The organism is Arthrobacter crystallopoietes (assembly GCF_017603825.1).
In the GTDB taxonomy this organism is placed as follows: domain Bacteria; phylum Actinomycetota; class Actinomycetes; order Actinomycetales; family Micrococcaceae; genus Crystallibacter; species Crystallibacter crystallopoietes_B.
This window is the reverse complement of sequence record NZ_CP072014.1, coordinates 4,098,079-4,121,466: the sequence shown is the minus strand read 5'-3', so window position 1 is coordinate 4,121,466 and position 23,388 is coordinate 4,098,079. Positions and strand designations below refer to the sequence as shown.

Below are 23,388 nucleotides of genomic sequence, written 5' to 3'. Positions count from 1 at the left end.
ATGGCAATTGGTTCAAAAGAATTGGCAACAGACCAGCTCGAGACTTTCGATAAGGACCGTCTCGTAGAAGAGCTGCGCAAGGCCAAGGAGGAACTGTTCAACCTCCGTTTCCAGTCCGCCACCGGTCAGCTGGAGAACCACGGCCGCCTCAAGGCAGTCAAGCGTGACATCGCCCGCATCTACACGGTGCTGCGTGAGCGCGAGCTGGGCATCCGCCCCGAGGTCGTAGCTCCCGTTGAGGAAGCTAAGACCGAGAAGAAGGCAAAGAAGTCCAAGAAGGCCGAGCCTGCAGAAGAAGCAGAGACTCCGGCCACCGAGGATGATGCCAAATGAGTGAGAAGGAAGCATCTGTGACTGAAGCAGCACAGGCTCGTGGCAACCGGAAGACCGCCCGCGGCTACGTTGTCTCGGACAAGATGGATAAGACCATCGTCGTCGAGATCGAAGACCGCAAGAAGCACGCCCTTTACGGGAAGGTTCTTCGTCGGAACTCCAAGATCAAGGCCCATGACGAGCAGAACACCGCCGGCATCGGCGACCTGGTCGTCGTCGCCGAGACTCGTCCGCTGTCCGCTACCAAGCGGTGGCGCCTGGTCGAGATCGTCGAAAAGGCTAAGTAAACCCTAGGGTTTACGGTTGGGCCCGTCCGTTTCGACGGGCGGGCCCAACCCCTTAGATTTCCCGCCCCATAGCTGGTTTCCGGCAGTTGCCGCAAACCAGTCGGGACCGGGTTTGAAGGGGAGCGATCCCCTTGAAAAATACGAGCCCCTGGCCGCTTAGTTCTCGGAAAAATCCGGTGAATTTCGCGTCTGGGGTGTCTTAGTAATAAACTAGTAATCTTGCCTGTGCCGTTTGGAAAGACTATCCACCTTTCCGTATGGACAGAATAGGCAAATTCCCACTTCCGCCTTCGGCCCACGCTTGCGCGCGGGCAGGGGGAGTCCGGGGTGGGGGTATCCCATATCCGTTCCGCAAGGCTCACATGATGAGAACCAGCGCGACGACAGGAGTAATAAGTGATTCAGCAGGAGTCGCGGCTTAAGGTCGCCGACAACACGGGTGCCAAGGAAATCTTGACCATCCGCGTTCTCGGTGGATCCGGACGTCGCTACGCAGGCATTGGCGACGTCATCGTTGCCACCGTCAAGGACGCAATTCCCGGCGGCAACGTCAAGAAGGGTGACATCGTCAAAGCTGTCATCGTTCGTACCAAGAAGGAACGCCGCCGTGCGGACGGTTCCTACATCAAGTTCGATGAAAACGCTGCAGTGATCCTGAAGAACGACGGCGACCCCCGCGGTACCCGTATCTTCGGCCCGGTTGGCCGTGAGCTTCGCGATAAGAAGTTCATGAAGATCATCTCGCTTGCTCCGGAGGTGCTGTAGTCCATGGCTGCAAAGTTCAAGATCAAGAAGGGTGACCTGGTTCAGGTCATCACCGGTGCCAAGCAGGAGCGCGGCGGCGACCGCGGCAAGCAGGGCAAGGTCCTCAAGGTTTTCCCGGAGACCAACCGCGTACTGGTTGAAGGCGTAAACACCGTCACCAAGCACACCAAGGTCGGTCAGTCGCAGCGCGGCACGAAGACCGGTGGCATCGAGACCGTAGAGGCCCCGCTGCACATCTCCAACGTTGCCGTTGTTGACCCCGAGACCAAGAAGCCGACCCGTGTTGGCTACCGCACCGAGACCGTCGAGCGTGATGGCCGTGAGCGCACTGTGCGTATCCGCGTTGCCAAGAGCTCCGGGAAGGATCTCTAATGACTGAGACCGTCACCAAGATCGTCCCCCGTCTGAAGACCCGTTACGCAGAAGAGATCAAGCAGACTCTGCGCGACGAGTTCAAGTACGTCAACGTCAACCAGGTTCCGCGCCTTGTCAAGGTTGTTGTGAACATGGGTGTTGGAGATGCCGCCAAGGACTCCAAGCTCATCGACGGCGCAGTGCGCGATCTGACCCAGATCACCGGCCAGAAGCCCCAGGTCACCAAGGCCCGCAAGTCCATTGCACAGTTCAAGCTGCGCGAAGGCATGCCGATCGGCGCGCACGCAACACTGCGCGGCGACCGTATGTGGGAATTCGTTGACCGTCTGGTCAGCCTGGCTCTGCCCCGTATCCGCGACTTCCGCGGCCTCAACGGCAAGCAGTTCGATGGCAATGGTAACTACACCTTCGGTCTGACCGAACAGGCAATGTTCCACGAGATCGATCAGGACAAGATCGACCGCGTCCGCGGTATGGATATCACTGTAGTGACTACCGCAAAGACCGACGACGAGGGTCGTGCGCTGCTCAAGGCGCTTGGCTTCCCGTTCAAGACCGAAGATTAATTCAACTACGTAAAAGGTCCCGTTCCGCTGGTTGAGCCTGCCGGAACAAGGAAACCGTTACGAGGAAGGGCAAGAGCCCACAATGACTATGACAGATCCTGTCGCAGACATGCTGACTCGTCTGCGCAATGCAAACTCGGCTTACCACGAATCCGTGTCCATGCCGTACAGCAAACTCAAGGCACGCGTTGCCGACATCCTGAAGGCCGAAGGTTACATCGCCGGCTGGAAGGAAGAGGAAGCTGAGGTTGGCAAAAAGCTGACCATTGAACTGAAGTTCGGCCCGAGCCGGGAGCGTTCTATCGCCGGTATCCGCCGTATTTCCAAGCCCGGTCTCCGCGTCTACGCGAAGTCCACCAACCTGCCGCACGTGCTGGGTGGCCTGGGTATCGCAATCCTGTCCACCTCTTCCGGGCTGATGACTGATCGTCAGGCCGGCAAGAAGGGCGTGGGCGGCGAAGTCCTCGCTTACGTCTGGTAACGGAAAGGAAGAGATAAAATGTCACGTATTGGACGTCTCCCCATCACCGTTCCCGCCGGCGTAGAGGTCAAGGTCGACGGCAACGTTGTCTCCGTCAAGGGCACCAAGGGAGAACTGACCCACGCGGTTGCTTCCCCGATTCAGGTAGCCCTGGACGAGAGCACGCTGACCGTGTCCCGCCCGAACGACGAGCGCGAATCCCGTTCCCTCCACGGCCTGACCCGCACCCTGATCAACAACATGATCATCGGTGTGACCGAAGGCTACAAGAAGGACCTCGAGATCGTTGGTACCGGTTACCGCGTACAGGCCAAGGGTTCGGACCTCGAGTTCGCCCTGGGCTACAGCCACCCGGTTGCCATCAAGGCACCCGAAGGCATCACCTTTGCAGTAGAGGGTCCGACCAAGCTCTCTGTATCGGGAATCAATAAGCAGCAGGTCGGCGAGGTTGCTGCCAACATCCGCAAGCTGCGGAAGCCGGACCCCTACAAGGGCAAGGGCATCCGTTACGCAGGCGAGCAGATCCGCCGCAAGGTCGGAAAGGCTGGTAAGTAACCATGGCTCTCGGAATTAAGGGTAAGAGCAAGTCCGCTGCACGCGGCCGCCGCCACCTGCGCGTCCGTAAGCGCATCACCGGCACCGCGGTCCGTCCGCGTCTGGTTGTCAACCGCTCCGCACGCCACGTATTCGTCCAGGTTGTCGATGACAGCAAGGGCATCACCGTGGCTTCGGCTTCCACCATGGAAGCTGACCTGCGCGGATTCGAAGGTGACAAGACCGCAAAGTCCAAGCGCGTTGGCGAGCTCGTAGCCGAGCGCGCCAAGGCTGCCGGCATCGAGGCCGTTGTCTTCGACCGTGGTGGTAACAAGTACCACGGCCGTGTCGCAGCTGTTGCCGAAGGCGCACGTGAAGGTGGGCTGGCACTGTGACCGCAGAGAATAACGAAAAGGATACTCAGGTGACTGAAGCAACTGAGACCGCCGCAGCCGCGGGTACCGCCGATAAAGCTGCTTCTTCCCAGGATGACCGCCGCGGCGGCCGTCGTGGAGAGCGTGGCGACCGCGGTGGCCGTGGCGAGCGTGGTGGCCGTGGTGGCCGCGACAACGCACGCGATGCCGAGAAGGACAAGTACCTCGAGCGCGTCGTTACCATCAACCGTGTTTCCAAGGTCGTCAAGGGTGGTCGTCGCTTCAGCTTCACCGCTCTGGTAGTTGTCGGCGACGGCAACGGCCTGGTCGGCGTTGGTTACGGCAAGGCGAAGGAAGTTCCCGCAGCTATCGCCAAGGGTGTTGAAGAAGCCAAGAAGTCCTTCTTCCGCGTCCCGATCATCGGCGGCACGGTGCCCCACCGTGTCCAGGGTGAGGCCGCTGCAGGCGTCGTCATGCTCCGTCCGGCCGCTGCCGGTACCGGTGTTATCGCCGGTGGCCCGGTCCGCGCCGTACTTGAGTGCGCCGGTGTCCACGATGTGCTCTCGAAGTCGCTCGGCTCGGCCAACGCGATCAACATTGTGCACGCAACGGTGGACGCACTGCGCCGTCTCGAAGAGCCTCAGGCAGTAGCAGCCCGTCGTGGCCTGCCGCTGGATGAGGTTGTTCCTCCGATCCTGCTCCGCGCAATGCAGCAGCAGAAGGCAGGTGCGTAATGATCCAGACGACTCGTAGCAACTTGGTTGCGTCTGATGCACAGTTGGAAATCACCCAGATTAAGTCCGTCATTGGCGGCAAGCAGAATCAGCGCGACACGCTGCGTTCACTGGGCCTGAAGCGTATCGGACACACCGTTGTCCGTAACGCCGACGCCGTGACCGTGGGCATGCTCAACACTGTTTCTCACCTGGTAAAGGTTGAGGAGGCGAAGTAGAGATGGCAGAAGAGAACAACACTCTGAAGGTCCACCACCTGCGTCCTGCCCCCGGTGCCAAGACCGCCAAGACCCGTGTTGGTCGTGGTGAAGGCTCCAAGGGTAAGACTGCAGGCCGTGGTACCAAGGGTACGAAGGCGCGCTACCAGGTCAAGGCAGGTTTTGCAGGCGGCCAGCTGCCGCTGCACATGCGCCTGCCGAAGCTGCGCGGCTTCAAGAACCCGTACAAGGTGGAATTCCAGGTTGTGAACCTGGATAAGCTCAACGAGCTGTTCCCCGAAGGTGGCGAGGTCACCGTGGAGAACCTGGTCGAAAAGGGCGCGGTTCGCAAGAACCAGCTCGTCAAGGTTCTGGGTACCGGCGACATCACCGTCAAGGTTGATGTGAAGGCTCACGCCTTCTCCGCCAGTGCTGCTGAGAAGATTGCCGCCGCCGGCGGTTCCGTCACGGAGCTGTAGCCAAACGGCTTCGGTAGTGATCTCTCACAACCAATGACTAAACTCTTGGTGGTCGGTGTATTCCGGCCACCAAGAGTTTCATTGGGTTAAAGGCAGTTTACGTTTTAGTCCGCGAGTTATTCCGGACGCGGCCGAGCAGATAGACTCGGTTCTTGTGCATCGCCGCTCGGCGGCATCAAAGACTTTTCAGGAGGACGCTTGCTCAGCGCAATTGGCCGGGTTTTCCGGACGCCGGACCTGCGGCGCAAGTTGTTGTTCACCCTCGCCATCATCACCATTTACCGCGTGGGTGCCTTCATCCCTGCCCCCGGTGTTGATTACGGAAACGTGCAGCAATGCTTGGCGCTCGGCAACACCAGCGGCGGGCTGTACCAGTTCGTCAACCTCTTCAGCGGCGGCGCCCTGCTGCAGGTGTCCATCTTCGCCCTCGGCATCATGCCGTACATTACGGCGAGCATCATCGTGCAGTTGCTGCGGGTGGTCATTCCCCGCTTCCAGGAGCTGCATCAGGAAGGCGCGCAGGGCCAGTCCAAGCTGACCCAGTACACCCGCTACCTGACCATTGCCCTCGGCCTGCTCAACGGCACCACGCTCGTCTCGCTGGCCCGCTCCGGTGCCCTCCTGGGCGACTGCCCGGTACCGATCATTCCGGACGACAGCCTGATCGTGATCGTGCTGCTCATCCTCACGCTGACGGCCGGTACCGGCCTGATCATGTGGATGGGCGAACTGGTCACCGAAAAGGGCGTCGGCAACGGCATGTCCCTGCTGATCTTCGTTTCCATCGCTGCCGGCTTCCCGAGCTCGCTGGGAGAAATCCTGCGGGCACAGGGCGTCAACATCTTCATCGGCGTGATCATCATCGGCCTGTTCACCGTGGCCGCGGTCATCTTCGTGGAGCAGTCCCAGCGCCGCATCCCGGTCCAGTACGCCAAGCGTATGATCGGCCGCCGCACGCTCGGCGGCACCAGCACCTACATTCCGATCAAGGTGAACATGGCCGGTGTTATCCCCGTCATCTTCGCCTCGTCGATGCTCTACCTTCCCTCCCTGGTAGCCCAGTTCAACACCCCCACAGATGGCACCACCCCGCCGCCGGAATGGGTCAACTGGATCAACACCTTCCTGGTCAGCGGAGACCACCCGGTCTACATGGCCGTGTACTTCGCCCTGATCGTTTTCTTCACCTACTTCTACGTGGCCATCACCTTCAACCCTGAAGAGGTGGCGGACAACATGAAAAAGTACGGCGGTTTCATCCCGGGGATCCGGGCCGGCCGCCCCACCGAGGAATACCTCTCCTACGTGCTGTCCCGGATTACCCTTCCGGGCGCGCTTTACCTCGGCGTGATTTCTCTGATTCCGCTGATCGCCCTGGTGCTGATCAACGCGAACCAGAACTTCCCGTTTGGCGGCGTCTCGATCCTCATCATGGTTGGTGTTGGTCTGGAAACCGTGAAACAGATAAATGCCCAGCTACAGCAACGTCACTATGAAGGACTACTGCGATGACAAAGATGCTCATTATTGGCCCGCCCGGATCCGGCAAAGGAACCCAGGCATCACGTATCTCCGAGCGGTTGGGCATCGTCGCCATTTCCACCGGTGATATCTTCCGCGCGAACGTCAAGGAAGAGACCCCGCTGGGCCTCGAGGCGAAGAAGTACATCGACAACGGCGACTTCGTTCCGGACAGCGTCACCAACAACATGGTGCGCGACCGCCTTTCCAAGGACGACGTCGAACCGGGTTTCCTCCTCGACGGCTACCCGCGCACCACGGCGCAGGTAGATGAGCTGGACAGCATCCTGGCCGAGAGCGAGGATCAGCTGGACGTCGTCCTGCAGCTGACTGCCGACGACGAGGAACTGGTCAAGCGTCTGCTGGGCCGCGCGGCGCAGGAAGGCCGCGCCGACGACAACGAAACCGTCATCCGGCACCGCCTGGATCTGTACCACGAGCAGACCGAGGCAGTCGTCTCGCGCTACGAGGAACGCGGCATCGTGACCAAGGTGGACGGACTGGGCGCCATCGACGACGTCACCAACCGCATTATGGAAGCACTCAAGAGCGTCACCGCTTAGCAACGGGAGCTGCCGCTCCAACCTAGGCCCAGGCCCTGATCCTTCGGATTCGTTGGACAGGGCCTGCGGCATTTCGCAAAACAGAAGGAACACAGAACACATGGCATTCGGCCAGCCCAGCATCGAGTACAAGACCAAAGACCAGATCCGCAAAATGCGCAAAGCGGGTCTGGTGGTCAGCCGCGCCCTCGATGCTGCGGTGGCCGCCGCCGTCGTCGGTGCCACCACCAGTGATGTGGACGCAGCCTTCGAAGCCGTCCTCAATGAGGCCGGCGCCAAGAGCAACTTCAAGGGCTACCACGGTTTCCCTGCCACCGTCTGCGTTTCGGTAAACGAGGAAGTTGTCCACGGCATCCCCGGCAACAAAGTGCTCGAGGACGGGGACATCCTCTCCATTGACGGCGGCTGCAGCATCGACGGCTGGCATGGCGACTCCGCGCGGGGCGTCATTGTGGGCACGGCCGATCCCGAAGACCAGCGGCTCTCCGATGTGACCGAGGAAGCCATGTGGCGTGGGATAGCAGCCCTGGCCAACGGCTCGCGCGTCGGCGACATCGGCAACGCCATCGATGACTACGTCAGCAGCGTCGAGGGCAAGCCGCTGGGCATCCTCGAGGACTACGTGGGCCACGGCATCGGCACCGCCATGCATCAGGCGCCCGACGTGCTGAACTACCGCACCAGCCACCGCGGCCCGAAGATCCGTCCTGGCCTGTGCCTGGCCATCGAGCCCATGCTGGTCCGCGGGGACATCGAGACCAAAACCCTGGCCGATGACTGGACGGTCGTCACCACCGACGGCTCGCGCTCGTGCCAGTGGGAACACACGGTTGCCGTGCATGACAAGGGTATCTGGGTTCTCACCGCCGAAGATGGCGGCGCTGCCAAGCTGGCGCCGCTGGGCGTCACCCCGGTTCCGCTGGACTGACCGGCCTCAGTTTCAAGCGAACGACGGCGGCTCTTGGCTTGGTCTTGGAGCGTTGCGTTCGGCGGGTCTCGCCCGGGATGAAAAAACTTTCATCCCAGGCGAGACCTTTTGCGTCCCCGGCACATTAGATAAGTAGATGGCCCGCAAGGGACCTGATTCCGGCTGAGGAACGAACGGCTTCGGCCCGTCAGGATGCATTGCGTGGAGAGTGGTCATCGAGGGTATGGCCGCGGGGCGGTGGGAGCGAACGGCTCACCGCTCCGTGGGCCGGCCACACTTTTCCTCCCAATCCACAGGGCTTTAGGAGCCCGGGAAGGGGCTCTTATATGGTGGAAACATGGGCCGCCAAGTACTGAAACAGCGCAAGTATGCCGTCTTCGCGGCAGTGATCACGGCAGGACTGATCGGAATAGGGGCCGTTCCGGCCGTCGCCGCGGCCAGTCCAGCTCCCCCCGGAACCTCGGAGACGACCTCGACTAAGCAGTCCACCGGCGCGGAACATTGCTGGTTCAACGCCGTTACCTCGGCGTCTGAATGCTACGGAACCGAAGCCGCCTTGGACACCGCACTCGAGCAGCTGGGCGTGGACCAACTGGCCGGCACCGTTGAGCAGACCGCAACCACGCAGTTGGCTGAACCGGCCGTGGCCACCCATGCGGCTGAGCCGGCCGTGGCCACGCAGCAAACCGCCGAGCCGGCCGCAGTAACGCCGGCAACAGCTGGGCCTGCGATGGCAACGCGGCCAATAGCTGCTCAAGCGCCCGTGACCGAGGAGGCGCCGCCGTCGTCGTTTGTTACGGCGGCAATTGTGTACGCGAACGCTGGGTACTCCGGGGACTCGTACCGGATCCTGAACTACGGGGGCTGCTTCGCGGGCGGCTCGGCCTTCATCAATCTGGCCGACGTCGGCTGGAATGACCAGGTCACGTCCTTCCGCGGCTACAACGGCTGCAGCGTGCGGCTGCACGAAGACCGCGACGGCGAAGGGGCTACCTATGGTGACTACCAGTTCTCGAGCTGGATCGGTGCTTTCAATGACCAGGCTTCATCCGCCAGTTTCTTCGGCTAGATGGCAGTCGATGACGAGCCGGCGGCCGACGGGTCGCCGGATGAGTCCGTGCTGCTCCGGCGCTGCGGACGCAGGGACGAAGACGCGTTCGGCGTGCTCTACGAGCGCCATGCCGACGGTGTGCTGCGGTACGTGGGCAGGATCACCGGCGACGTCGGGGCAGCGGAGGAGCTTGCCCAGGAAACCTTCTTCCTCATGTGGGAGAAGGCGAAGCGCATCAAGTGCGTCAACGGCTCCGTCTTCCCCTGGCTCTACACCACAGCCAAATACCTGGCGGCGAACCACCTGCGCAAAAAAGGCAACCAGCACATGCTGGACATCGACCGGATGGACATCGGTCGGGTCCTTGCCGAGGTCTCGACCGAAGAGAAGGTCATTGCGCAGGACACCCTCAACCGGGTCCACCGCGCCGTGTCGGCCATGCCCGAAGCAGACCAGCGGATCTTCCTGGTCCACTTCGTCGGCGGCCGCCCGCACGGCGACATTGCCAAGGAACTCGGCCTGACCAAGGCCGCCGTCAAAAACCGGGTGCTGCGCCTGCGCAACCGGCTGAAAAACCAGTTTTCGGACGTGCTCACAGCGGAAGAAGGTGAATAGGAATGGACGAACTCCAGCTCAGTAAAGCGCGCGTGCGCTCGGCGCTGAATGCTCGGATCACGCGGGACATCGCCCGCCACAAACGACGACGGCGGGTGGTCACCGCTGCGGTCGCCGTGCCGGTGCTGGCCGGTTCCGCCACCGCCGGCTTTGCCATTCTGAACCTCACCGACGACCAGAAGCGCTTCACCGCCATCTGCTACATGGGCTCCACCCCCGATGCCCCGCAGCAGGAGGCGGGCTTTGCCAGCGGCGGCGAGATCGTCGGCACCAATCCGGACGGCAGCGTCATGGTGGACCTGACCGGGGTGCCGCAGCGGATCGACCCGCAGGAACTCTGCGGGGCACTGTGGCGGGAGGCCCCGCTGCCGGAGCCGGGACAGTCTTCGCCGCAGGAACCGGCGCCGGGGGAGGCCCGGTCCGAGGAAGGACGGGACCAATCGGCACCGGGAAGCGAACCGCCGGCCATGGTGACCTGCGTTCGGGACGATTGGCGCTACGCCGTCTTCGCCACGCCGGACGGATTGCCCGCGAATGTCCAGGAGTTCTGCGAAGCCATCGACATGAAGCCCGGCACCATCGACGTCACCAAGCTCTGAGGATCCAATGAACGACGGCGGAGGGCAGCAGCTGGGCGAGGGCGGCTGGACCACGGTGGTCAGAATCGGGGACACGGTCCGCCGGCCGGTCCGCCCGTTCACCGCAACCGTCCAGGAGTACCTCGCACACCTGCACGCCCAGGGCTTCGACGCCGCTCCGGTCCCGCTTGGCTACGACGACGCCGGACGGGAAGTCCTCTCCTATGTCCCGGGCGATGTCCCCGTGGAACCGCTGACCGCAGAGGCAACGGGCCCGGAGGTACTGACCGCGCTGGCCCGGCTCATCCGCCGGATGCACGACGCCGCCCAGGGATGGGTGCCGCCGGAGGATGCGGTGTTCGGCAGCCTACCCGGCATCCGTCCGCCAGAGGTCAAGCCCCTGTTCACCACGCCCGAACTGGTCTCCCATCAGGACTACTGCCCGGGCAACGTCGTCTTCCGCAACGGCGTTCCGGCGGCGCTGATCGATTTCGACCTGGCCAGGCCAACCACCCGGGTCGCCGACGTCGTCAATGCGCTCTACTGGTGGGCGCCGCTCCTGCACCCGGCAGACCGGCCTCCGGCATTGGCGGAAGCTGACATCCCGGCACGGGTGCGGTTGTTCGCCGACGCCTACGGCATGAACGCCGAGCAAAGAAGCACGTTGGTTGATGTCGCCATCCAGCGCGGCCGCAATGCGTCACTCACCGCCAAAGCCGCCGCCGACGCTGACCCGGTCTTCCGGCGCTGGTGGAACGAGGGCGTGAAGGACCGGGTGCCGAGGGCCGAAGCCTGGCTCAGCGACAACTCCGGTCTGATAAGGGCAGCCCTCTAGAGTGAAGGCATGACTTCCTCCATCACCGATGTCCCCGGAATCAAGGTCGGCCAGGTCCAGCGGATCGGCGGGGGCTGGCTGTCCGGCGTCACGGTAGTGCTGCCGCCGCCGGGAACCATCGGTTCCGTGCACGTGGGCGGGGGAGGGCCCGCCACCCACGAAACCGACGCGCTCGATCCAACCACCCTGGTCCCAACAGTGGACGCAGTGGTCCTCACCGGCGGCAGCGCCTTCGGGCTGATCACCGCCCACGGCGCGCAGCGCTGGCTCGAGGAGCAGGACAGAGGCTTCCGGACGGACGCCGGCGTAGTCCCGATCGTGCCCGCGGCAGCGATCTTCGACCTCGGCCGCGGCGGCGATGCCAAGGCCCGCCCGACCGAACAGATGGGGTACGACGCTGCCGCTGCAGCGGGTGCCTCTCCGTACTTTGCGCCGGTGCAGCGGGGCAACGCGGGTGCCGGCACCGGAGCGGCACTGGACTACCAGCGCTATAAAGGGGGAGTGGGCAGCGCTTCGCTGCGGATGAGTGGCGGCAACTCCGATGTGGTCATCGGTGCTATCGCGGTGGTCAACGCGGCCGGCGCCCCCGTTGGCCTCGGTACCGAACAGGTCTCGAGATCAGCTCCCGCACTGCCGCCGCTGCCCACCCAGGCATCGCCACCCAGCCAGGCCCCGCTGAACACGACGCTTTGCGTCATCGCCACCAACGCTGTGCTGGATCCCGCACAGGTCAAGCGCACTGCTTCGGCCTCCCATGCGGGACTGGCAAGAGCGCTCAACCCCTCCCATACCCTCGGAGACGGGGACGTGGTCTTTGGTTTGGCCACCGGCGAGAAGCAACTGGTGCAGGAGGGTCCGGTGACTCCGGTCCTGGAACTGCAGATTTTGGCGGCGGAAGCCGTCCGCCTTGCCATCCTTGACGCGGTGGCGAGTGCCGAGACGGTGGAAACTCCCGCCGTCGTACTTGCAAAGCATCCCGATTTAACTTAAAGCGGCGCGCGGAGTACAGTTATCTGTTGGTTGTCTCTACTTTCGTGCCCGTTGCCGGGCCCGGGGCCGCTCTTTGAGCGCATTCCACCGGAAGTCTAGTGGCAAGCAAAACCCAAAAACTAGCCCCACGCAAGTGGTGGTTACTGACGTTAGCGGAGGATATGGCTAAGAAAGACGGTGTCATAGAGATTGAAGGCACTGTGCAGGAAGCTCTGCCCAACGCGATGTTCCGCGTTGAGCTGACTAACGGACACGTTGTGCTTGCTCACATCTCGGGAAAGATGCGTCAGCACTACATCAGGATCCTCCCAGAGGACCGTGTTGTAGTGGAACTCAGCCCGTACGACCTCTCACGGGGCCGTATCGTCTACCGCTACAAGTAAAGACTTAGCTCCGCGGGCCACCGCGGAAATAGGTAGTTACGCAAGCGACAACTGCAAACGCAAAGGATAACCATGAAGGTCCAGCCGAGCGTCAAGCGGATCTGTGATAAGTGCCAGGTGATTCGTCGCAAGGGCAACGTCATTGTGATCTGCGAGAACCCGCGCCACAAGCAGCGCCAGGGCTAAGCTTCCTGCTTCGAAGCAGGAACTACCCACGCGTAGTAATTCAATAGGCAGTGCAGCAGGATTTCCTGCACACCCCCGGGCTCGGAGGCCGGGGACCTGGTAACAGGGATGCATTGCTTCAGACCTCCGGATACAACAAGGAGAACCGCCATATGGCTCGTCTCGCTGGCGTAGATATTCCCCGCGAAAAGCGGGTAATTATCGCCCTGACTTACATCTACGGCGTGGGTAAGACCCGTGCAGAGCAGATCATCGCGGACACCGGCATCAGCCCGGACACCCGTGTTAAGGACCTCACCGATGCAGAGCTCGTGCAGCTGCGTGACAACATCGAGGGCAACTACAAGGTAGAAGGTGACCTCCGCCGTGAGGTTGCCGCCGACATCCGCCGCAAGGTTGAGATCGGTAGCTACGAAGGTATTCGCCACCGTCGTGGCCTGCCCGTTCGCGGTCAGCGCACCAAGACCAACGCTCGTACCCGTAAGGGCCCGAAGCGCACCGTCGCCGGTAAGAAGAAGACTCGCTAAACAGCCGGTCTGCTAGCTACCAACCAACTTTGTAGGAGAAATATATGCCCCCCAAGACTCGTGGAGCGGTACGTAAGCCGCGTCGCAAGGATAAGAAGAATATCGCGCTCGGACAGGCGCACATCAAGAGCACCTTCAACAACACCATCGTGTCCATCACGGACCCGAACGGTGCTGTTATCTCGTGGGCTTCGGCCGGCGAGGTTGGCTTCAAGGGCTCGCGTAAGTCCACCCCGTTCGCAGCGCAGATGGCTGCTGAGTCCGCTGCAAAGCGTGCCCAGGAGCATGGCCTGAAGAAGGTCGACGTTTTCGTGAAGGGTCCGGGATCCGGACGCGAGACTGCAATCCGTTCGCTGCAGGCCGCTGGCCTCGAGGTTGGCTCCATCTCGGATGTCACCCCCAGCGCCCACAACGGTTGCCGTCCCCCGAAGCGCCGCCGCGTCTAACCAGCCGCCGTTAGGTTCCTTCGGCCGCCGTCGATCCCCATGTAAATGGGAATTACGACGGCGGCTGAAGGTTCCGCTCCCGGCTGTCTAGCCGTTCTTTTCCACCAATTCGTGCTGCGTCATATAGCGGACGCTCGCTGAAAGGAAATCTAAGTGCTCATTGCACAGCGCCCCACCCTTACCGAAGAAGTAGTGGCCGACAACCGCTCACGGTTCGTTATCGAACCGCTTGAGCCGGGCTTTGGCTACACCCTGGGAAACTCTCTTCGCCGCACCCTGCTGTCCTCGATCCCCGGTGCTGCTGTAACCAGCATCCGGATCGACGGTGTGCTGCATGAGTTCACCACCGTTCAGGGTGTGAAGGAAGATGTCACCGAGATCATCCTGAACATCAAGAACCTGGCAGTCTCCTCCGAGCATGACGAGCCAGTGGTCGCCTACCTGCGCAAGCAGGGACCCGGTGTTGTCACCGCTGCGGACATTGCACCGCCGGCCGGCGTGGAATTCCACAACCCGGATCTGCACATCGCCACGCTGAACGAGAAGGGCAAGTTCGAGCTCGAACTGACCATCGAACGCGGCCGTGGCTACGTTTCGGCGAGCCAGAACAAGTCCGGCGACTCGGAGATCGGCCGCATTCCGGTTGACTCCATCTACTCGCCGGTCCTGAAGGTTACCTTCAAGGTTGAGGCAACCCGTGTTGAGCAGCGCACCGACTTCGACCGCCTGATCGTCGACGTCGAAACCAAGGACTCCATTGCACCGCGCGACGCCGTCGCCTCTGCCGGAACCACCCTGGTTGAGCTGTTCGGCCTGGCACGCGAGCTGAACACCCAGGCTGAAGGTATCGAAATCGGCCCGAGCCCCACAGATGCCGCCCTGGCGGCTGACATGGCTCTGCCGATCGAGGACCTTGAGCTGACCGTGCGGTCCTACAACTGCCTCAAGCGTGAGGGCATCCACACCGTGGGTGAGCTCGTTGCCCGCTCCGAGGCTGACCTCATGGACATCCGCAACTTCGGTGCGAAGTCCATCGATGAGGTCAAGGCAAAGCTTGTTGAGCTTGGTCTGTCCCTGAAGGATTCCCCTCCAGGATTCGACCTTGCCGCGCGTGCCGCAGCCATCGAAGAGGACGAAGAAGCCTTCGGCGAGGACGAACTCTAAATCGCAAGAATTCTGCCGTCATGGTGCTCTGTAGCGCCAAGAGCGGCACCATTTGAGGAGAAAACATAATGCCTACCCCCGCTAAGGGTCCGCGCCTCGGAGGCGGTCCGGCTCACGAGCGACTGATGCTCGCCAACCTGGCCGCTGCTCTGTTCGAGCACAAGCGCATCACCACCACTGTTACCAAGGCAAAGCGTCTGCGTCCGTACGCCGAGCGCCTGGTCACCTTCGCCAAGCGCGGAGACCTGGCCTCGCGTCGTCGCGTGCTGTCCCTGATCAGCAACAAGGGCATCGTCCACGAGCTGTTCACCGACATCGCTACCGCCGTCGAGAACCGTGATGGTGGCTACACCCGCATCACCAAGATCGGCAACCGCAAGGGCGACAACGCTCCCATGGCTGTCATCGAACTGGTCCTGGATCCGGTATCCCCGAAGCAGGCCGTTGTGGCCGAAGCTGAGAAGGCTGCCGCCAAGTCCGCTCCGGCTCCGGTTGAGGAAGAGGCCGTTTCGGCCGAATCCGCTTCCTCTGCTTCGGCTGAGTCCGCTGACTCGCCGGCTTCCGCTCCCTCGGCTCCTTCCGCCGAAGAAGCTGCTGAGGCTCCGGAAGCTGACGAGAAGAAGTAATTCTTCGAGTCTGAATCCGGCTAGCATTTAGAGCATGCATTCCCAGAAGCCCGCTGTCCCGCAACCGGACAGCGGGCTTCTGCGTGTCCGGATGAATTTAGCGTACGACGGCGGTCCGTTCAGCGGGTGGGCAATCCAACCGGGATTGCTGACCGTCCAGGGAGTGCTGGAAGAAGCACTTGCCACGCTGCTGCGCCGGCCCATCCGGCTGACCGTGGCCGGCCGGACCGATGCAGGTGTCCACGCCCGCGGCCAGGTGGTGCACTTCGATCTGGAACCGGGGGAGTGGGAGTCGCTCGCCCGCGGCAAGATGATCGATCCATCGGCCTCCCTGCTGCGCCGGCTGCGCGGCGTCATTACCAAGGTCCTCGGCGGCCGCGTCGGCGCACCGGTGCCGTACCGCGATCTCGCCGGCGCCATCGAAGTGCATACTGCCGAGCTGGCCCCGATCGGCTTCGACGCCCGGTTCTCCGCCCTCTGGCGCCGGTACAGCTACCGCATTGCTGACCGCGCCGAGTCGTGGGATCCGCTGACGCGCAACATCACCCTCTGGCACAAGCACGCCCTCGACGTCGATGACCTGAACTCCGCGGCGAGGCGGATTCTGGGAGTGAACGACTACCTGTCCTTCTGCAAGCCGCGCCAGTTCTCCACGACCATCCGCGAACTCCAGGACTTCAGCTTCACCCGCAATAACGACGGCGTTGTGGTCGCCACGGTGCGCGCGGACGCCTTCTGCCACAACATGGTCCGTGCCCTGATCGGTGCGTCGTTAGCTGTTGGTGCGGGGGAGGAGCAGCCGGATTGGCTGCATGAACGCCTCGTCGCCAAGGTCCGGGACTCCAAAACCATACTGGCCCCTCCGCATCCGCTGGTCCTCGAAGAAGTGAAATATCCGGACAACTCCGCTCTGTTCGGCCGCGCCGAGCAGACGCGGGCCCTGCGCACCGCGGAAGACTGACGTCTCCGCCGGCGTACCTTCGCTGAGTGGCCCCGCCTAACGGTCTCTGTCCCTTGCCCACCTTCCGCCGCGATGGCAGACTCGGGTGGACTGGGATGATGCCCGTTGTGATGGCTTCGTTCCGAAACCGACATCGGGCGAGGGCCTCAGGAGGCTGCAATGAACGTGCTGCATCAGGTCGTGGAGAAGCTGGAAGACCTCGAAATACTGGACAAGGTAGCCGAACCGTATGCCGCCATCGTCCATCGGGTATACAAACCCCGATTCTTGCGCAACGTGCTCAGCGGTACGTATCTGGGACACCCGTTGCATCCGCTACTGACCGACCTGCCCATCGGCGCGTGGAGCATGGCTACCCTGCTCGACACTCTGGGCGGAGAGTCTTCCGAACCGGCGGCCGATCTGCTGGTGTTGGCCGGGATTGCCACGGCGATTCCGACTGCCGCATCCGGTTCCAACGACTGGTCCGATACGCAGGGCAAGGAGCGCCGCGTCGGACTGGTGCACGCACTGTCCAACTCAACCGCTGTGAGCCTTTACGCAGCATCGCTTATCGCCCGCAAGAAGGGCAATCGCCAAGCAGGCAAGGTCCTCGGGCTGGCCGGTTTCGGTGTCCTGACGGTCGGCGGCTATCTCGGCGGCTACCTGTCCTACTCCAAAGGGGTCAACGTCAACCGCACCGCCTGGCGCGAAGGTCCTGCAGAATGGCAGACGGTACTTGCGGAGTCCGAGCTGAGCGAGGGCCACCTGCGCAAGGTTGATCTGGACGGAGTTTCCGTGGTGCTGTACCGCGACGGCGGACAGATTCATGCCCTGGACAGCGTGTGCAGTCACATGGGTGGGCCGCTGGAAGAGGGAACTGTCAGCGACGGCTGCGTGACCTGCCCTTGGCACGGCAGCACCTTCCGGCTCTCAGACGGTGGCATAGTCCGCGGCCCGGCGAGCAACCCACAGCCGGTCTACGAGGCGCGCGTCATTGACGGTGGGATCGAAGTCCGCCGGTCACCCGACTCCTGAAACAAGCGGAACTAGTAGCGTTGCCGCAATCATCGACGGGCCAAAGGGGATTTCGGATTTCCTGTTCAATACACGCGCCAGCATGAGGACCACTATCGCCAGTGCGTTCAGGACGAAGGCCCCTACCAGCACCAGCAACCAGGCGTTCAAACCAAGATAGCCCGCATAAAGCCCGACGACGGCGGCTAGCTTCACGTCGCCCATGCCGAGCCCACCCGGCTTGATCAGCGCCATGAGCAGGTACACGGCGAACATTGCCACGCCACCCGTTAGACCCCCGAGCAACTGTAGCCATGAGCCGCTGATCAGGCTGGCGATTCCGAAAAGAGCGAGTGCACCGAGCAGGAACGGCAGCACCAGTCGGTTGGGCAGGAGCTTATGTCGGGCATCGATCGCGCCAAGCGTTATCCCCATTACCGCGAAGTAGAGGAACCCCGGCAGAGCGGGGGCAGTGCCAAACATCCATGCCACCAGTCCGCAGAGCAGCCCGGCCAACACTGCCAGCGGCCCGCGCCAAGTCTGCGGCATCGGTGTACGCTCCTCGCGTTGTGCCAAGGGAAACAGCAGCCAGGCGGCAATAGTTCCGGCAAGGACACATACAAGATCAGGTACAACGGTCATGGCCTGGATCTGACAGTTGCTATCACTGGCTGCTGAATGTGTTGAGGGTGTTGATGGCGGCAGGTCCGAGAATCGCGATGAAGAGGACCGGGAAAATGAAGAAAAGTAGTGGAAAAAGAACCTTGACGGGTAACTTCATGGCCTTCTCTTCGGCACGTTGGCGCCGTTTGACCCGCATGACCTTGGCTTGGGTCCGAAGCACACCGCTGAGGGCGATGCCGTATGAGTCCGCCTGCACTATCGCCTTGACGAAGCTCTTGAGCTCGGGAATGCTCGTCCGTTCGGCTAGAGCGAGATAAGATTCTCTCCGGCTTCGGCCTACCTGCATATCTTGTAGCGTCCGGACGAGTTCCTCGGCCAAGGGTCCCTTTCCGTTGGTTCCGGCTCGAGCCATGGCCGCTTCGAAGCCAAGACCCGCTTCCACGGAGATCAGCATCTGGTCAAGTGTGTTGGCCAATTCCAACTGCATAGCCTGCTGGCGCTCTTGTCCTTTGCTATATAGCAGCAGATCTGGGATGAAGTATCCCAGTGCAACCATGAACATTCCGAGCAAGAACATGGTCGACGTCGGGTTCGCCCTGATTATCACGAACGCAAGAAGAGCGCCCAGCAGAGCCAACGTGGGTTTTGCCGCCAGCAGTCGGTTTAACGGCATGGTCGCCGGTCTACCAGCCAATGCCAACAAGCGGTCCAGCTTCTTGACATACCCTTCGGGCGTGAGCCTTTTCCCAATCTGATATAGAACTCCTAGATTACGTCGGCCCTGGACTCCCGTGGATTCAAAGCCGCGCGTCAGATTGGCTCTGACGGCGTTCAACCCCTTCTTGTCGTATGCGAAAAGGATCCAGACGACAAACCCGGTTGAGCCACAGACCAGAGTGGCTCCTATTATCACTAGTGCGTTCATTTTCGATTCGCCATCAGAATTTGAGATCGATTATTTTGCGCAGCCACAGCCCGCCAATGACCATAAGGATGACTGATACGCCGATCATTACCCAACCAAGCGGCTCAGTGTACAAAACGCCGATATACTCCGGGTTCGCGACGCTAAGCATTACGACAATACCCAAGGGCAATGCCATCAGAATGTACGCGGAGAACTTGCCTTCCGCGGCCAAAGCCTTGATATGTCCCTTGATCTCAGTCCGCTCACGAATAGTGCCACTCACCTGGTCCAGCACCTCCGCGAGGTCTCCACCGACTTCCCTGTTGATCTGGATGGCTTGGGCGATCCACATGAAGTCCTCGCTAGCCATGCGGTCCGAGGTGTCATTCAGTGACTGCTGCAGGTCTTTGCCGAGGCTTGTCTCCGTGATTATTCGGCGCATTTCCTCGGATGTAGGGCTGTCAGCTTCAACAGCAGCTGCATCGATAGCCCGAAGTATGCTATGGCCCGCGCGGAGTCCTCCGGTCAGCAGTTGCAGCGTATCCCCTAGCTGAGCATCGAACTTGGTGCGCCGTTGCATTGTAAGTACCACGAGAACAAACTGCCCAGCGAACGGGGCACTTAGGAAAAACAGCAGCGCGAGGCCGATGCCGCTGAGGAGGAGCCCAATCAGGCCGCCGACGATGCTCCCTGACATGACGAGGATTATGTAGTCCGCTTGGCTGAGCTTAAGGCCAGCCATCTCAAGAAGCTCTCGCCGGTAGAACCTTGTGGGCCGACGTGCCAGTTGTTCTTCGATAATGCGCACGGCAGATCCTGCGAAACGGGAAAGCTGGGAGGTGGAATCTTCTTCGAACGGTCGGCGGCGGTCCCGTGGGATGCTCGCCTTCGGTGGTTGGAGGGCAAAATGACCTAGGAAGAGACCCCCGAACAGCAGCAGGGTGCCGACGAATAACAGTGCGCTCATGATCAGTGCCCGCCTGGCGCGCTCATCGCACTTCCAAAGACTGCTGGCGAGACCTTTATACCCATGTCCTCAAAACGTTCGATGAAGCGTGGACGGATGCCAGTTGGAACAGGCTTGCCAAGGAATCTGCCGTGAGCGTCAACACCAGCAGAATAGTCAAAAACAAAGGCATCTTGGAGGGTGACTACATCACCTTCCATACCCTGAACCTCGGTGACATGGGTGATCCGCCGTGTGCCATCGCGCAGGCGCGCAATCTGGATGATCAAGTCGACAGCGGAGGCTATCTGCTCCCTAATGGCTCGGAGTGGCAGGTCCATGCCGGCCATGAGAACTAGTGTTTCCAGCCGGGCGACCGCGTCGCGTGGCGAGTTCGAGTGCACCGTGGAAAGGGAACCGTCGTGACCGGTATTCATGGCTTGGAGCATGTCCAGGGATTCTCCGCCGCGGACCTCCCCGACCACGATGCGGTCCGGACGCATTCGCAGTGAGTTTCGCAGCAGATCACGGATGGTCACCGCGCCTTTCCCCTCGGTGTTAGGCGGCCGGCTCTCCAAACGGACCACGTGCTGCTGCTGAATCTGCAGCTCAACAGCGTCTTCAATAGTGACGATCCGGTCAGTTGCAGGCAAGAACGAGGATAGAACGTTCAGCAAAGTAGTCTTACCCGTTCCGGTACCGCCGGAAACGATAATGTTTAGTTTGGCTTTGACGCAGGCATCCAATAGCTCGGCCATCTCCGGCGTCATCGTTCCGAAATCGATTAGGTTTTGGACCGTCAGTGGAACCTTGCTGAACTTACGAATAGTCAGGGACGACCCGTTGACTGCCAGTGGCGGGATGACAGCATTCACACGTGAGCCATCTTCGAGACGCGCATCCACAAGTGGCGAGGACTCATCGATTCTGCGTCCTACTTTCGACACGATACGCTCAATGACCTTCCGCAGGTGCTCCTCTGAGCTGAATCGGCCGTCCGTCAAAGTCACGAGCCCTTTACGTTCCACGTAAATCTGATCCATGCGATTCACCATGATTTCTGTGACGCTTGGATCATCTAGGAAGCGTTGCAACGGGCCGTAACCCATGACATCGTCAGCGACATCTCTGATAAGGCGACGTCGTTCGTCGGCAGAGAGTGGGACTTGTTCCTCGTCAATAATCTGACCGAGCTCTTCGCGCGCAGCAGCACGCAGATCCTCTTCGCTCAGGGTCGAATCATTGAACCGGGCACCCATTCGGTCAAACAGAGAATTCGCGGCCCGGCGTTTGAGCCCTGACAGCGCATCAATGGGCACCGCAGTAATATCAATAGTTGCGGGGGCAGCGGCTGCAGACTTGACGGCTACTTCAACCAGCGCTGCAGGTACCGCTGCATTTGTCGATTCCCCGGACGACTCATGGACGAGTTGTTGCTGCTTGAGCGCTGAATTCATACGGTCGGAGAGCTTCATTGGACAACCGCCCTTCGATGCTGCTTGCGCCGTTTCTCCTTCGTTTTCGGATCAAATCGCTGCACAAGAGCTTTCAGACTTTTCGTCGCAGGATCTTTCGCATCGTCCTGTAATACTGGAATCCCACGATTTGTCGAGTACGACAGAGCCTTGGAACGTGGGATTGCAATATCGATCGGAGCAGCGAGACTCGCTTCGATGTCTTGAACGCTCAAACCGGACTTCGCATCCGCAAAGTTTAGGACCACATGGCGGTTTTCTGGCGTAAGCTCAAGCTTCCTCAGGACGTCAAGTCCAGTACGAAGGCTTCTTACACTGGAAACGTCCATTCCCGCAACCCAGACTGCGTCCGTGCACTGCTCAAGAGCAGCCAATGTATGTTCGGTCAGTCCAGGACCGGTATCGACGATCACATATTTGAACTGTGCTGTCAGTTGCTGTAGCACGTGCGTAATTTGATCGGCCGTTATCAAATCGGCAGATACTGGATCCCGCGGCGCGCACAATGCGTAGATGTTCGCCGGGTGAACGGTCAGGAATGCCTTGAGCACCATGGAATCCTGGCTCGCAGAATTCGAGACGGCGTCTGTCATGGTGTGCTCAGGGTTCAGGTAGAGGCCCGAAGCGACATCGCCGAACTGCAGATCCAAATCCACAATGACGACATTCATCGGGGCTACTTTGCCGAGCCCGACGGCGAGGTTGGTGGCTATGGTCGTTTTGCCGACACCGCCCTTTGGCGAAAACACACCAATCACGAGCCCCAGTTCGCTGGGTGGCATCGTCCCTTGAGACCCTGATCGGTATCTACTGGCGAAAACGTGACCCGCCCGCTCCAATAGGATCCGGATCGACGGTATGTCGGCTAGTGGACTCATGACGTCCCGGACGCCGGAACGCATTGCCTGGAGAACGAGTTCAGGGGTCGTTTCGGCGACTAGGACGACGCTTAGTCCAGGGAACTGGACGTCTAGAACCATCGCGAGTCTCAATGCGTCCTCTGTCACGAGATCGGGGCCAAGGATAATCACTTCGGGTCGATTATCCGCCACCAGAGATAGCAGCTGTTGTGCCTCCCTCATGGCGGTGCTCGAACTGACTCTTGCCACGTCACCCGGCAGCCCGCCAGCTACAGCCAGTCGAAGCTTCTCCTCGAAGGAGTCATCTGAGCCGATGAAAAGGAAGCGGCTCATCGGTATACCTTCGTCTTTTGTACTACTTCCGATTTGCTTTCCTTGGCATCACTCGGTTCCTTGCTCAACCAAAGTTTCGCAAATTCAGCGGCAAAAACAATTTTCTGCGCCTGAAGATCATCGACCGCGACAGTTAGAAGGAGGGAACCCTGAGGGAGGGCTTGCGCCGCTTCCTCGGCACTTTCCGATACAACCTCAGGAGCACGTTGGACAGCAGTCACTAGGACCTTGCGAAGTACTAACTGCGTTGTCTGTTCTTCAGGAGCATCCTCTAACGCACCACCATCGAAGGAGATGAATATCCCCACGTGGTCTCCTGGAACGAGGCGTCCGCCTACAACTTTCTGAGGTTCCAGTTGAAAGGACACCTCCTGCAACCCCTTCGGCACTTCGATTGTGCCGCCCGTCAAGTCTTCGGGAGCGACCATACGCTCAGCAAGCAACTGCTCGCCAGGCACTAGATCCACGGCGGTAACTTTGCCCTCGAACCCTGACAAATCTCTGATTGCAGAAGCAGCAATGGCGGTGCTAGGAAGGGACGTTGTCTGGACGTATTCTCCCAGGGCTTCGACGGCAGTGCCTGCAGGGACCTGTGAAGCAACGACTAGGACATTTGCCGGCTCCATTTCCGCCATGGCCCTGTCGTTTGCATTTCCCGCATATGCGAAGACGAGTAAACCTCCGACCAGGGCGAGCACGACGGCAAGGAAGCCAGCCAGCAAACGAGATTTCATGATTATTTCCCCCA

General features: G+C 60.9%; 33 protein-coding genes. 27 read left to right on the top strand and 6 right to left on the bottom strand.

What is annotated here, in order from left to right; genetic code table 11:
- From rpmC to J5251_RS18800, 27 genes are all read left to right on the top strand, one after another.
- Entirely contained in the window at positions 1–333 is a 333-nt protein-coding gene (gene rpmC / locus J5251_RS18930) for a 50S ribosomal protein L29 (RefSeq protein ID WP_139005746.1), read from the top strand.
- A complete protein-coding gene (gene rpsQ, locus J5251_RS18925) occupies positions 330–620 on the top strand; it encodes a 30S ribosomal protein S17 (protein ID WP_074701294.1) in 291 nt (96 codons plus the stop codon). The genes rpmC and rpsQ overlap by 4 nt, the downstream gene beginning before the upstream one ends.
- A gap of 396 nt (positions 621–1,016) precedes the next feature.
- Positions 1,017–1,385 carry a 50S ribosomal protein L14 gene (gene rplN / locus J5251_RS18920; protein ID WP_139005747.1) on the top strand — a complete coding sequence of 123 codons (369 nt, stop codon included), beginning with the start codon at positions 1,017–1,019 and terminating at the stop codon, positions 1,383–1,385.
- Positions 1,386–1,388: 3 nt separating this feature from the next.
- Positions 1,389–1,757 (top strand): 50S ribosomal protein L24, encoded by a 369-nt coding sequence (gene rplX / locus J5251_RS18915; protein WP_074701296.1) that lies wholly within the window; start codon positions 1,389–1,391, stop codon positions 1,755–1,757.
- Positions 1,757–2,326: a 50S ribosomal protein L5 gene (rplE, locus tag J5251_RS18910; protein WP_139005748.1), complete on the top strand. Its 570-nt coding sequence runs from the start codon at positions 1,757–1,759 to the stop codon at positions 2,324–2,326. The genes rplX and rplE overlap by 1 nt, the downstream gene beginning before the upstream one ends.
- 82 nt (positions 2,327–2,408) lie before the next feature.
- Positions 2,409–2,807, top strand: a complete 399-nt coding sequence (gene rpsH, locus J5251_RS18905) for a 30S ribosomal protein S8 (RefSeq protein ID WP_139005749.1) — start codon at positions 2,409–2,411, stop codon at positions 2,805–2,807.
- 18 nt (positions 2,808–2,825) lie between these two features.
- Positions 2,826–3,362 (top strand): 50S ribosomal protein L6, encoded by a 537-nt coding sequence (gene rplF / locus J5251_RS18900; protein WP_139005750.1) that lies wholly within the window; start codon positions 2,826–2,828, stop codon positions 3,360–3,362.
- A 2-nt stretch (positions 3,363–3,364) separates the two neighbouring features.
- On the top strand, positions 3,365–3,736 hold the full coding sequence (rplR, locus tag J5251_RS18895; protein WP_139005751.1) for a 50S ribosomal protein L18: 372 nt from the start codon (positions 3,365–3,367) through the stop codon (positions 3,734–3,736).
- Positions 3,733–4,449 (top strand): 30S ribosomal protein S5, encoded by a 717-nt coding sequence (gene rpsE / locus J5251_RS18890; RefSeq protein WP_139005752.1) that lies wholly within the window; start codon positions 3,733–3,735, stop codon positions 4,447–4,449. Before rplR ends, rpsE begins: the two co-directional genes overlap by 4 nt.
- Positions 4,449–4,667 carry a 50S ribosomal protein L30 gene (gene rpmD, locus J5251_RS18885; RefSeq protein ID WP_208574855.1) on the top strand — a complete coding sequence of 73 codons (219 nt, stop codon included), beginning with the start codon at positions 4,449–4,451 and terminating at the stop codon, positions 4,665–4,667. The genes rpsE and rpmD overlap by 1 nt, the downstream gene beginning before the upstream one ends.
- A gap of 2 nt (positions 4,668–4,669) precedes the next feature.
- Entirely contained in the window at positions 4,670–5,125 is a 456-nt protein-coding gene (gene rplO / locus J5251_RS18880; RefSeq protein WP_139005754.1) for a 50S ribosomal protein L15, read from the top strand.
- 198 nt (positions 5,126–5,323) lie between these two features.
- The gene (gene secY / locus J5251_RS18875; RefSeq protein ID WP_139005755.1) at positions 5,324–6,637 is read left to right on the top strand and encodes a preprotein translocase subunit SecY; all 1,314 of its coding nucleotides are present in this window, start codon (positions 5,324–5,326) and stop codon (positions 6,635–6,637) included.
- On the top strand, positions 6,634–7,209 hold the full coding sequence (locus J5251_RS18870; RefSeq protein WP_139005756.1) for an adenylate kinase: 576 nt from the start codon (positions 6,634–6,636) through the stop codon (positions 7,207–7,209). Before secY ends, J5251_RS18870 begins: the two co-directional genes overlap by 4 nt.
- A 100-nt stretch (positions 7,210–7,309) precedes the next feature.
- Complete coding sequence (map, locus tag J5251_RS18865; RefSeq protein WP_139005757.1) at positions 7,310–8,137, top strand: type I methionyl aminopeptidase; 828 nt, start codon at positions 7,310–7,312, stop codon at positions 8,135–8,137.
- A gap of 337 nt (positions 8,138–8,474) precedes the next feature.
- Positions 8,475–9,206, top strand: coding sequence for a hypothetical protein (locus J5251_RS18860; protein WP_208574854.1), 732 nt, complete (start codon positions 8,475–8,477; stop codon positions 9,204–9,206).
- Complete coding sequence (locus J5251_RS18855; protein WP_208574853.1) at positions 9,207–9,803, top strand: RNA polymerase sigma factor; 597 nt, start codon at positions 9,207–9,209, stop codon at positions 9,801–9,803.
- Positions 9,804–9,805: 2 nt separating this feature from the next.
- Entirely contained in the window at positions 9,806–10,402 is a 597-nt protein-coding gene (locus J5251_RS18850; protein WP_208574852.1) for a hypothetical protein, read from the top strand.
- 7 nt (positions 10,403–10,409) lie between these two features.
- Positions 10,410–11,216 carry a phosphotransferase enzyme family protein gene (locus J5251_RS18845; protein ID WP_244250729.1) on the top strand — a complete coding sequence of 269 codons (807 nt, stop codon included), beginning with the start codon at positions 10,410–10,412 and terminating at the stop codon, positions 11,214–11,216.
- A gap of 9 nt (positions 11,217–11,225) precedes the next feature.
- On the top strand, positions 11,226–12,206 hold the full coding sequence (locus J5251_RS18840) for a P1 family peptidase (RefSeq protein WP_208574851.1): 981 nt from the start codon (positions 11,226–11,228) through the stop codon (positions 12,204–12,206).
- A gap of 161 nt (positions 12,207–12,367) precedes the next feature.
- The gene (gene infA, locus J5251_RS18835; RefSeq protein ID WP_005267757.1) at positions 12,368–12,589 is read left to right on the top strand and encodes a translation initiation factor IF-1; all 222 of its coding nucleotides are present in this window, start codon (positions 12,368–12,370) and stop codon (positions 12,587–12,589) included.
- Positions 12,590–12,661: 72 nt separating this feature from the next.
- Complete coding sequence (rpmJ, locus tag J5251_RS18830; protein ID WP_005267758.1) at positions 12,662–12,775, top strand: 50S ribosomal protein L36; 114 nt, start codon at positions 12,662–12,664, stop codon at positions 12,773–12,775.
- Between the two features lie 152 nt (positions 12,776–12,927).
- The gene (rpsM, locus tag J5251_RS18825; protein ID WP_139005762.1) at positions 12,928–13,302 is read left to right on the top strand and encodes a 30S ribosomal protein S13; all 375 of its coding nucleotides are present in this window, start codon (positions 12,928–12,930) and stop codon (positions 13,300–13,302) included.
- Positions 13,303–13,346: 44 nt separating this feature from the next.
- Positions 13,347–13,748: a 30S ribosomal protein S11 gene (gene rpsK / locus J5251_RS18820; RefSeq protein WP_074701315.1), complete on the top strand. Its 402-nt coding sequence runs from the start codon at positions 13,347–13,349 to the stop codon at positions 13,746–13,748.
- Positions 13,749–13,901: 153 nt separating this feature from the next.
- A complete protein-coding gene (locus tag J5251_RS18815; RefSeq protein WP_074701316.1) occupies positions 13,902–14,912 on the top strand; it encodes a DNA-directed RNA polymerase subunit alpha in 1,011 nt (336 codons plus the stop codon).
- A 68-nt stretch (positions 14,913–14,980) separates the two neighbouring features.
- A complete protein-coding gene (gene rplQ, locus J5251_RS18810; RefSeq protein ID WP_139005763.1) occupies positions 14,981–15,538 on the top strand; it encodes a 50S ribosomal protein L17 in 558 nt (185 codons plus the stop codon).
- Between the two features lie 34 nt (positions 15,539–15,572).
- On the top strand, positions 15,573–16,499 hold the full coding sequence (locus J5251_RS18805; protein ID WP_208574850.1) for a tRNA pseudouridine synthase A: 927 nt from the start codon (positions 15,573–15,575) through the stop codon (positions 16,497–16,499).
- A gap of 159 nt (positions 16,500–16,658) precedes the next feature.
- Complete coding sequence (locus tag J5251_RS18800) at positions 16,659–17,516, top strand: Rieske 2Fe-2S domain-containing protein (protein WP_208574849.1); 858 nt, start codon at positions 16,659–16,661, stop codon at positions 17,514–17,516.
- Here the strand turns inward: J5251_RS18800 and J5251_RS18795 are convergent.
- From J5251_RS18795 to cpaB, 6 genes are read right to left on the bottom strand one after another with little or no spacing between them, the layout of a single operon-like run.
- On the bottom strand, positions 17,502–18,137 hold the full coding sequence (locus J5251_RS18795) for a prepilin peptidase (RefSeq protein ID WP_208574848.1): 636 nt from the start codon (positions 18,135–18,137) through the stop codon (positions 17,502–17,504). The two genes, J5251_RS18800 and J5251_RS18795, sit on opposite strands and share 15 nt — an antisense overlap.
- Before the next feature lie 22 nt (positions 18,138–18,159).
- Positions 18,160–19,044 (bottom strand): type II secretion system F family protein, encoded by an 885-nt coding sequence (locus J5251_RS18790; protein WP_208574847.1) that lies wholly within the window; start codon positions 19,042–19,044, stop codon positions 18,160–18,162.
- Between the two features lie 13 nt (positions 19,045–19,057).
- Positions 19,058–19,993: a type II secretion system F family protein gene (locus J5251_RS18785; RefSeq protein ID WP_208574846.1), complete on the bottom strand. Its 936-nt coding sequence runs from the start codon at positions 19,991–19,993 to the stop codon at positions 19,058–19,060.
- Positions 19,994–19,995: 2 nt separating this feature from the next.
- Positions 19,996–21,447 carry a CpaF family protein gene (locus tag J5251_RS18780; RefSeq protein WP_244250728.1) on the bottom strand — a complete coding sequence of 484 codons (1,452 nt, stop codon included), beginning with the start codon at positions 21,445–21,447 and terminating at the stop codon, positions 19,996–19,998.
- Complete coding sequence (locus J5251_RS18775) at positions 21,444–22,640, bottom strand: AAA family ATPase (RefSeq protein ID WP_208574845.1); 1,197 nt, start codon at positions 22,638–22,640, stop codon at positions 21,444–21,446. Before J5251_RS18775 ends, J5251_RS18780 begins: the two co-directional genes overlap by 4 nt.
- Positions 22,637–23,374: a Flp pilus assembly protein CpaB gene (gene cpaB / locus J5251_RS18770; protein ID WP_208574844.1), complete on the bottom strand. Its 738-nt coding sequence runs from the start codon at positions 23,372–23,374 to the stop codon at positions 22,637–22,639. Before cpaB ends, J5251_RS18775 begins: the two co-directional genes overlap by 4 nt.
- Positions 23,375–23,388 lie beyond the last annotated feature (14 nt).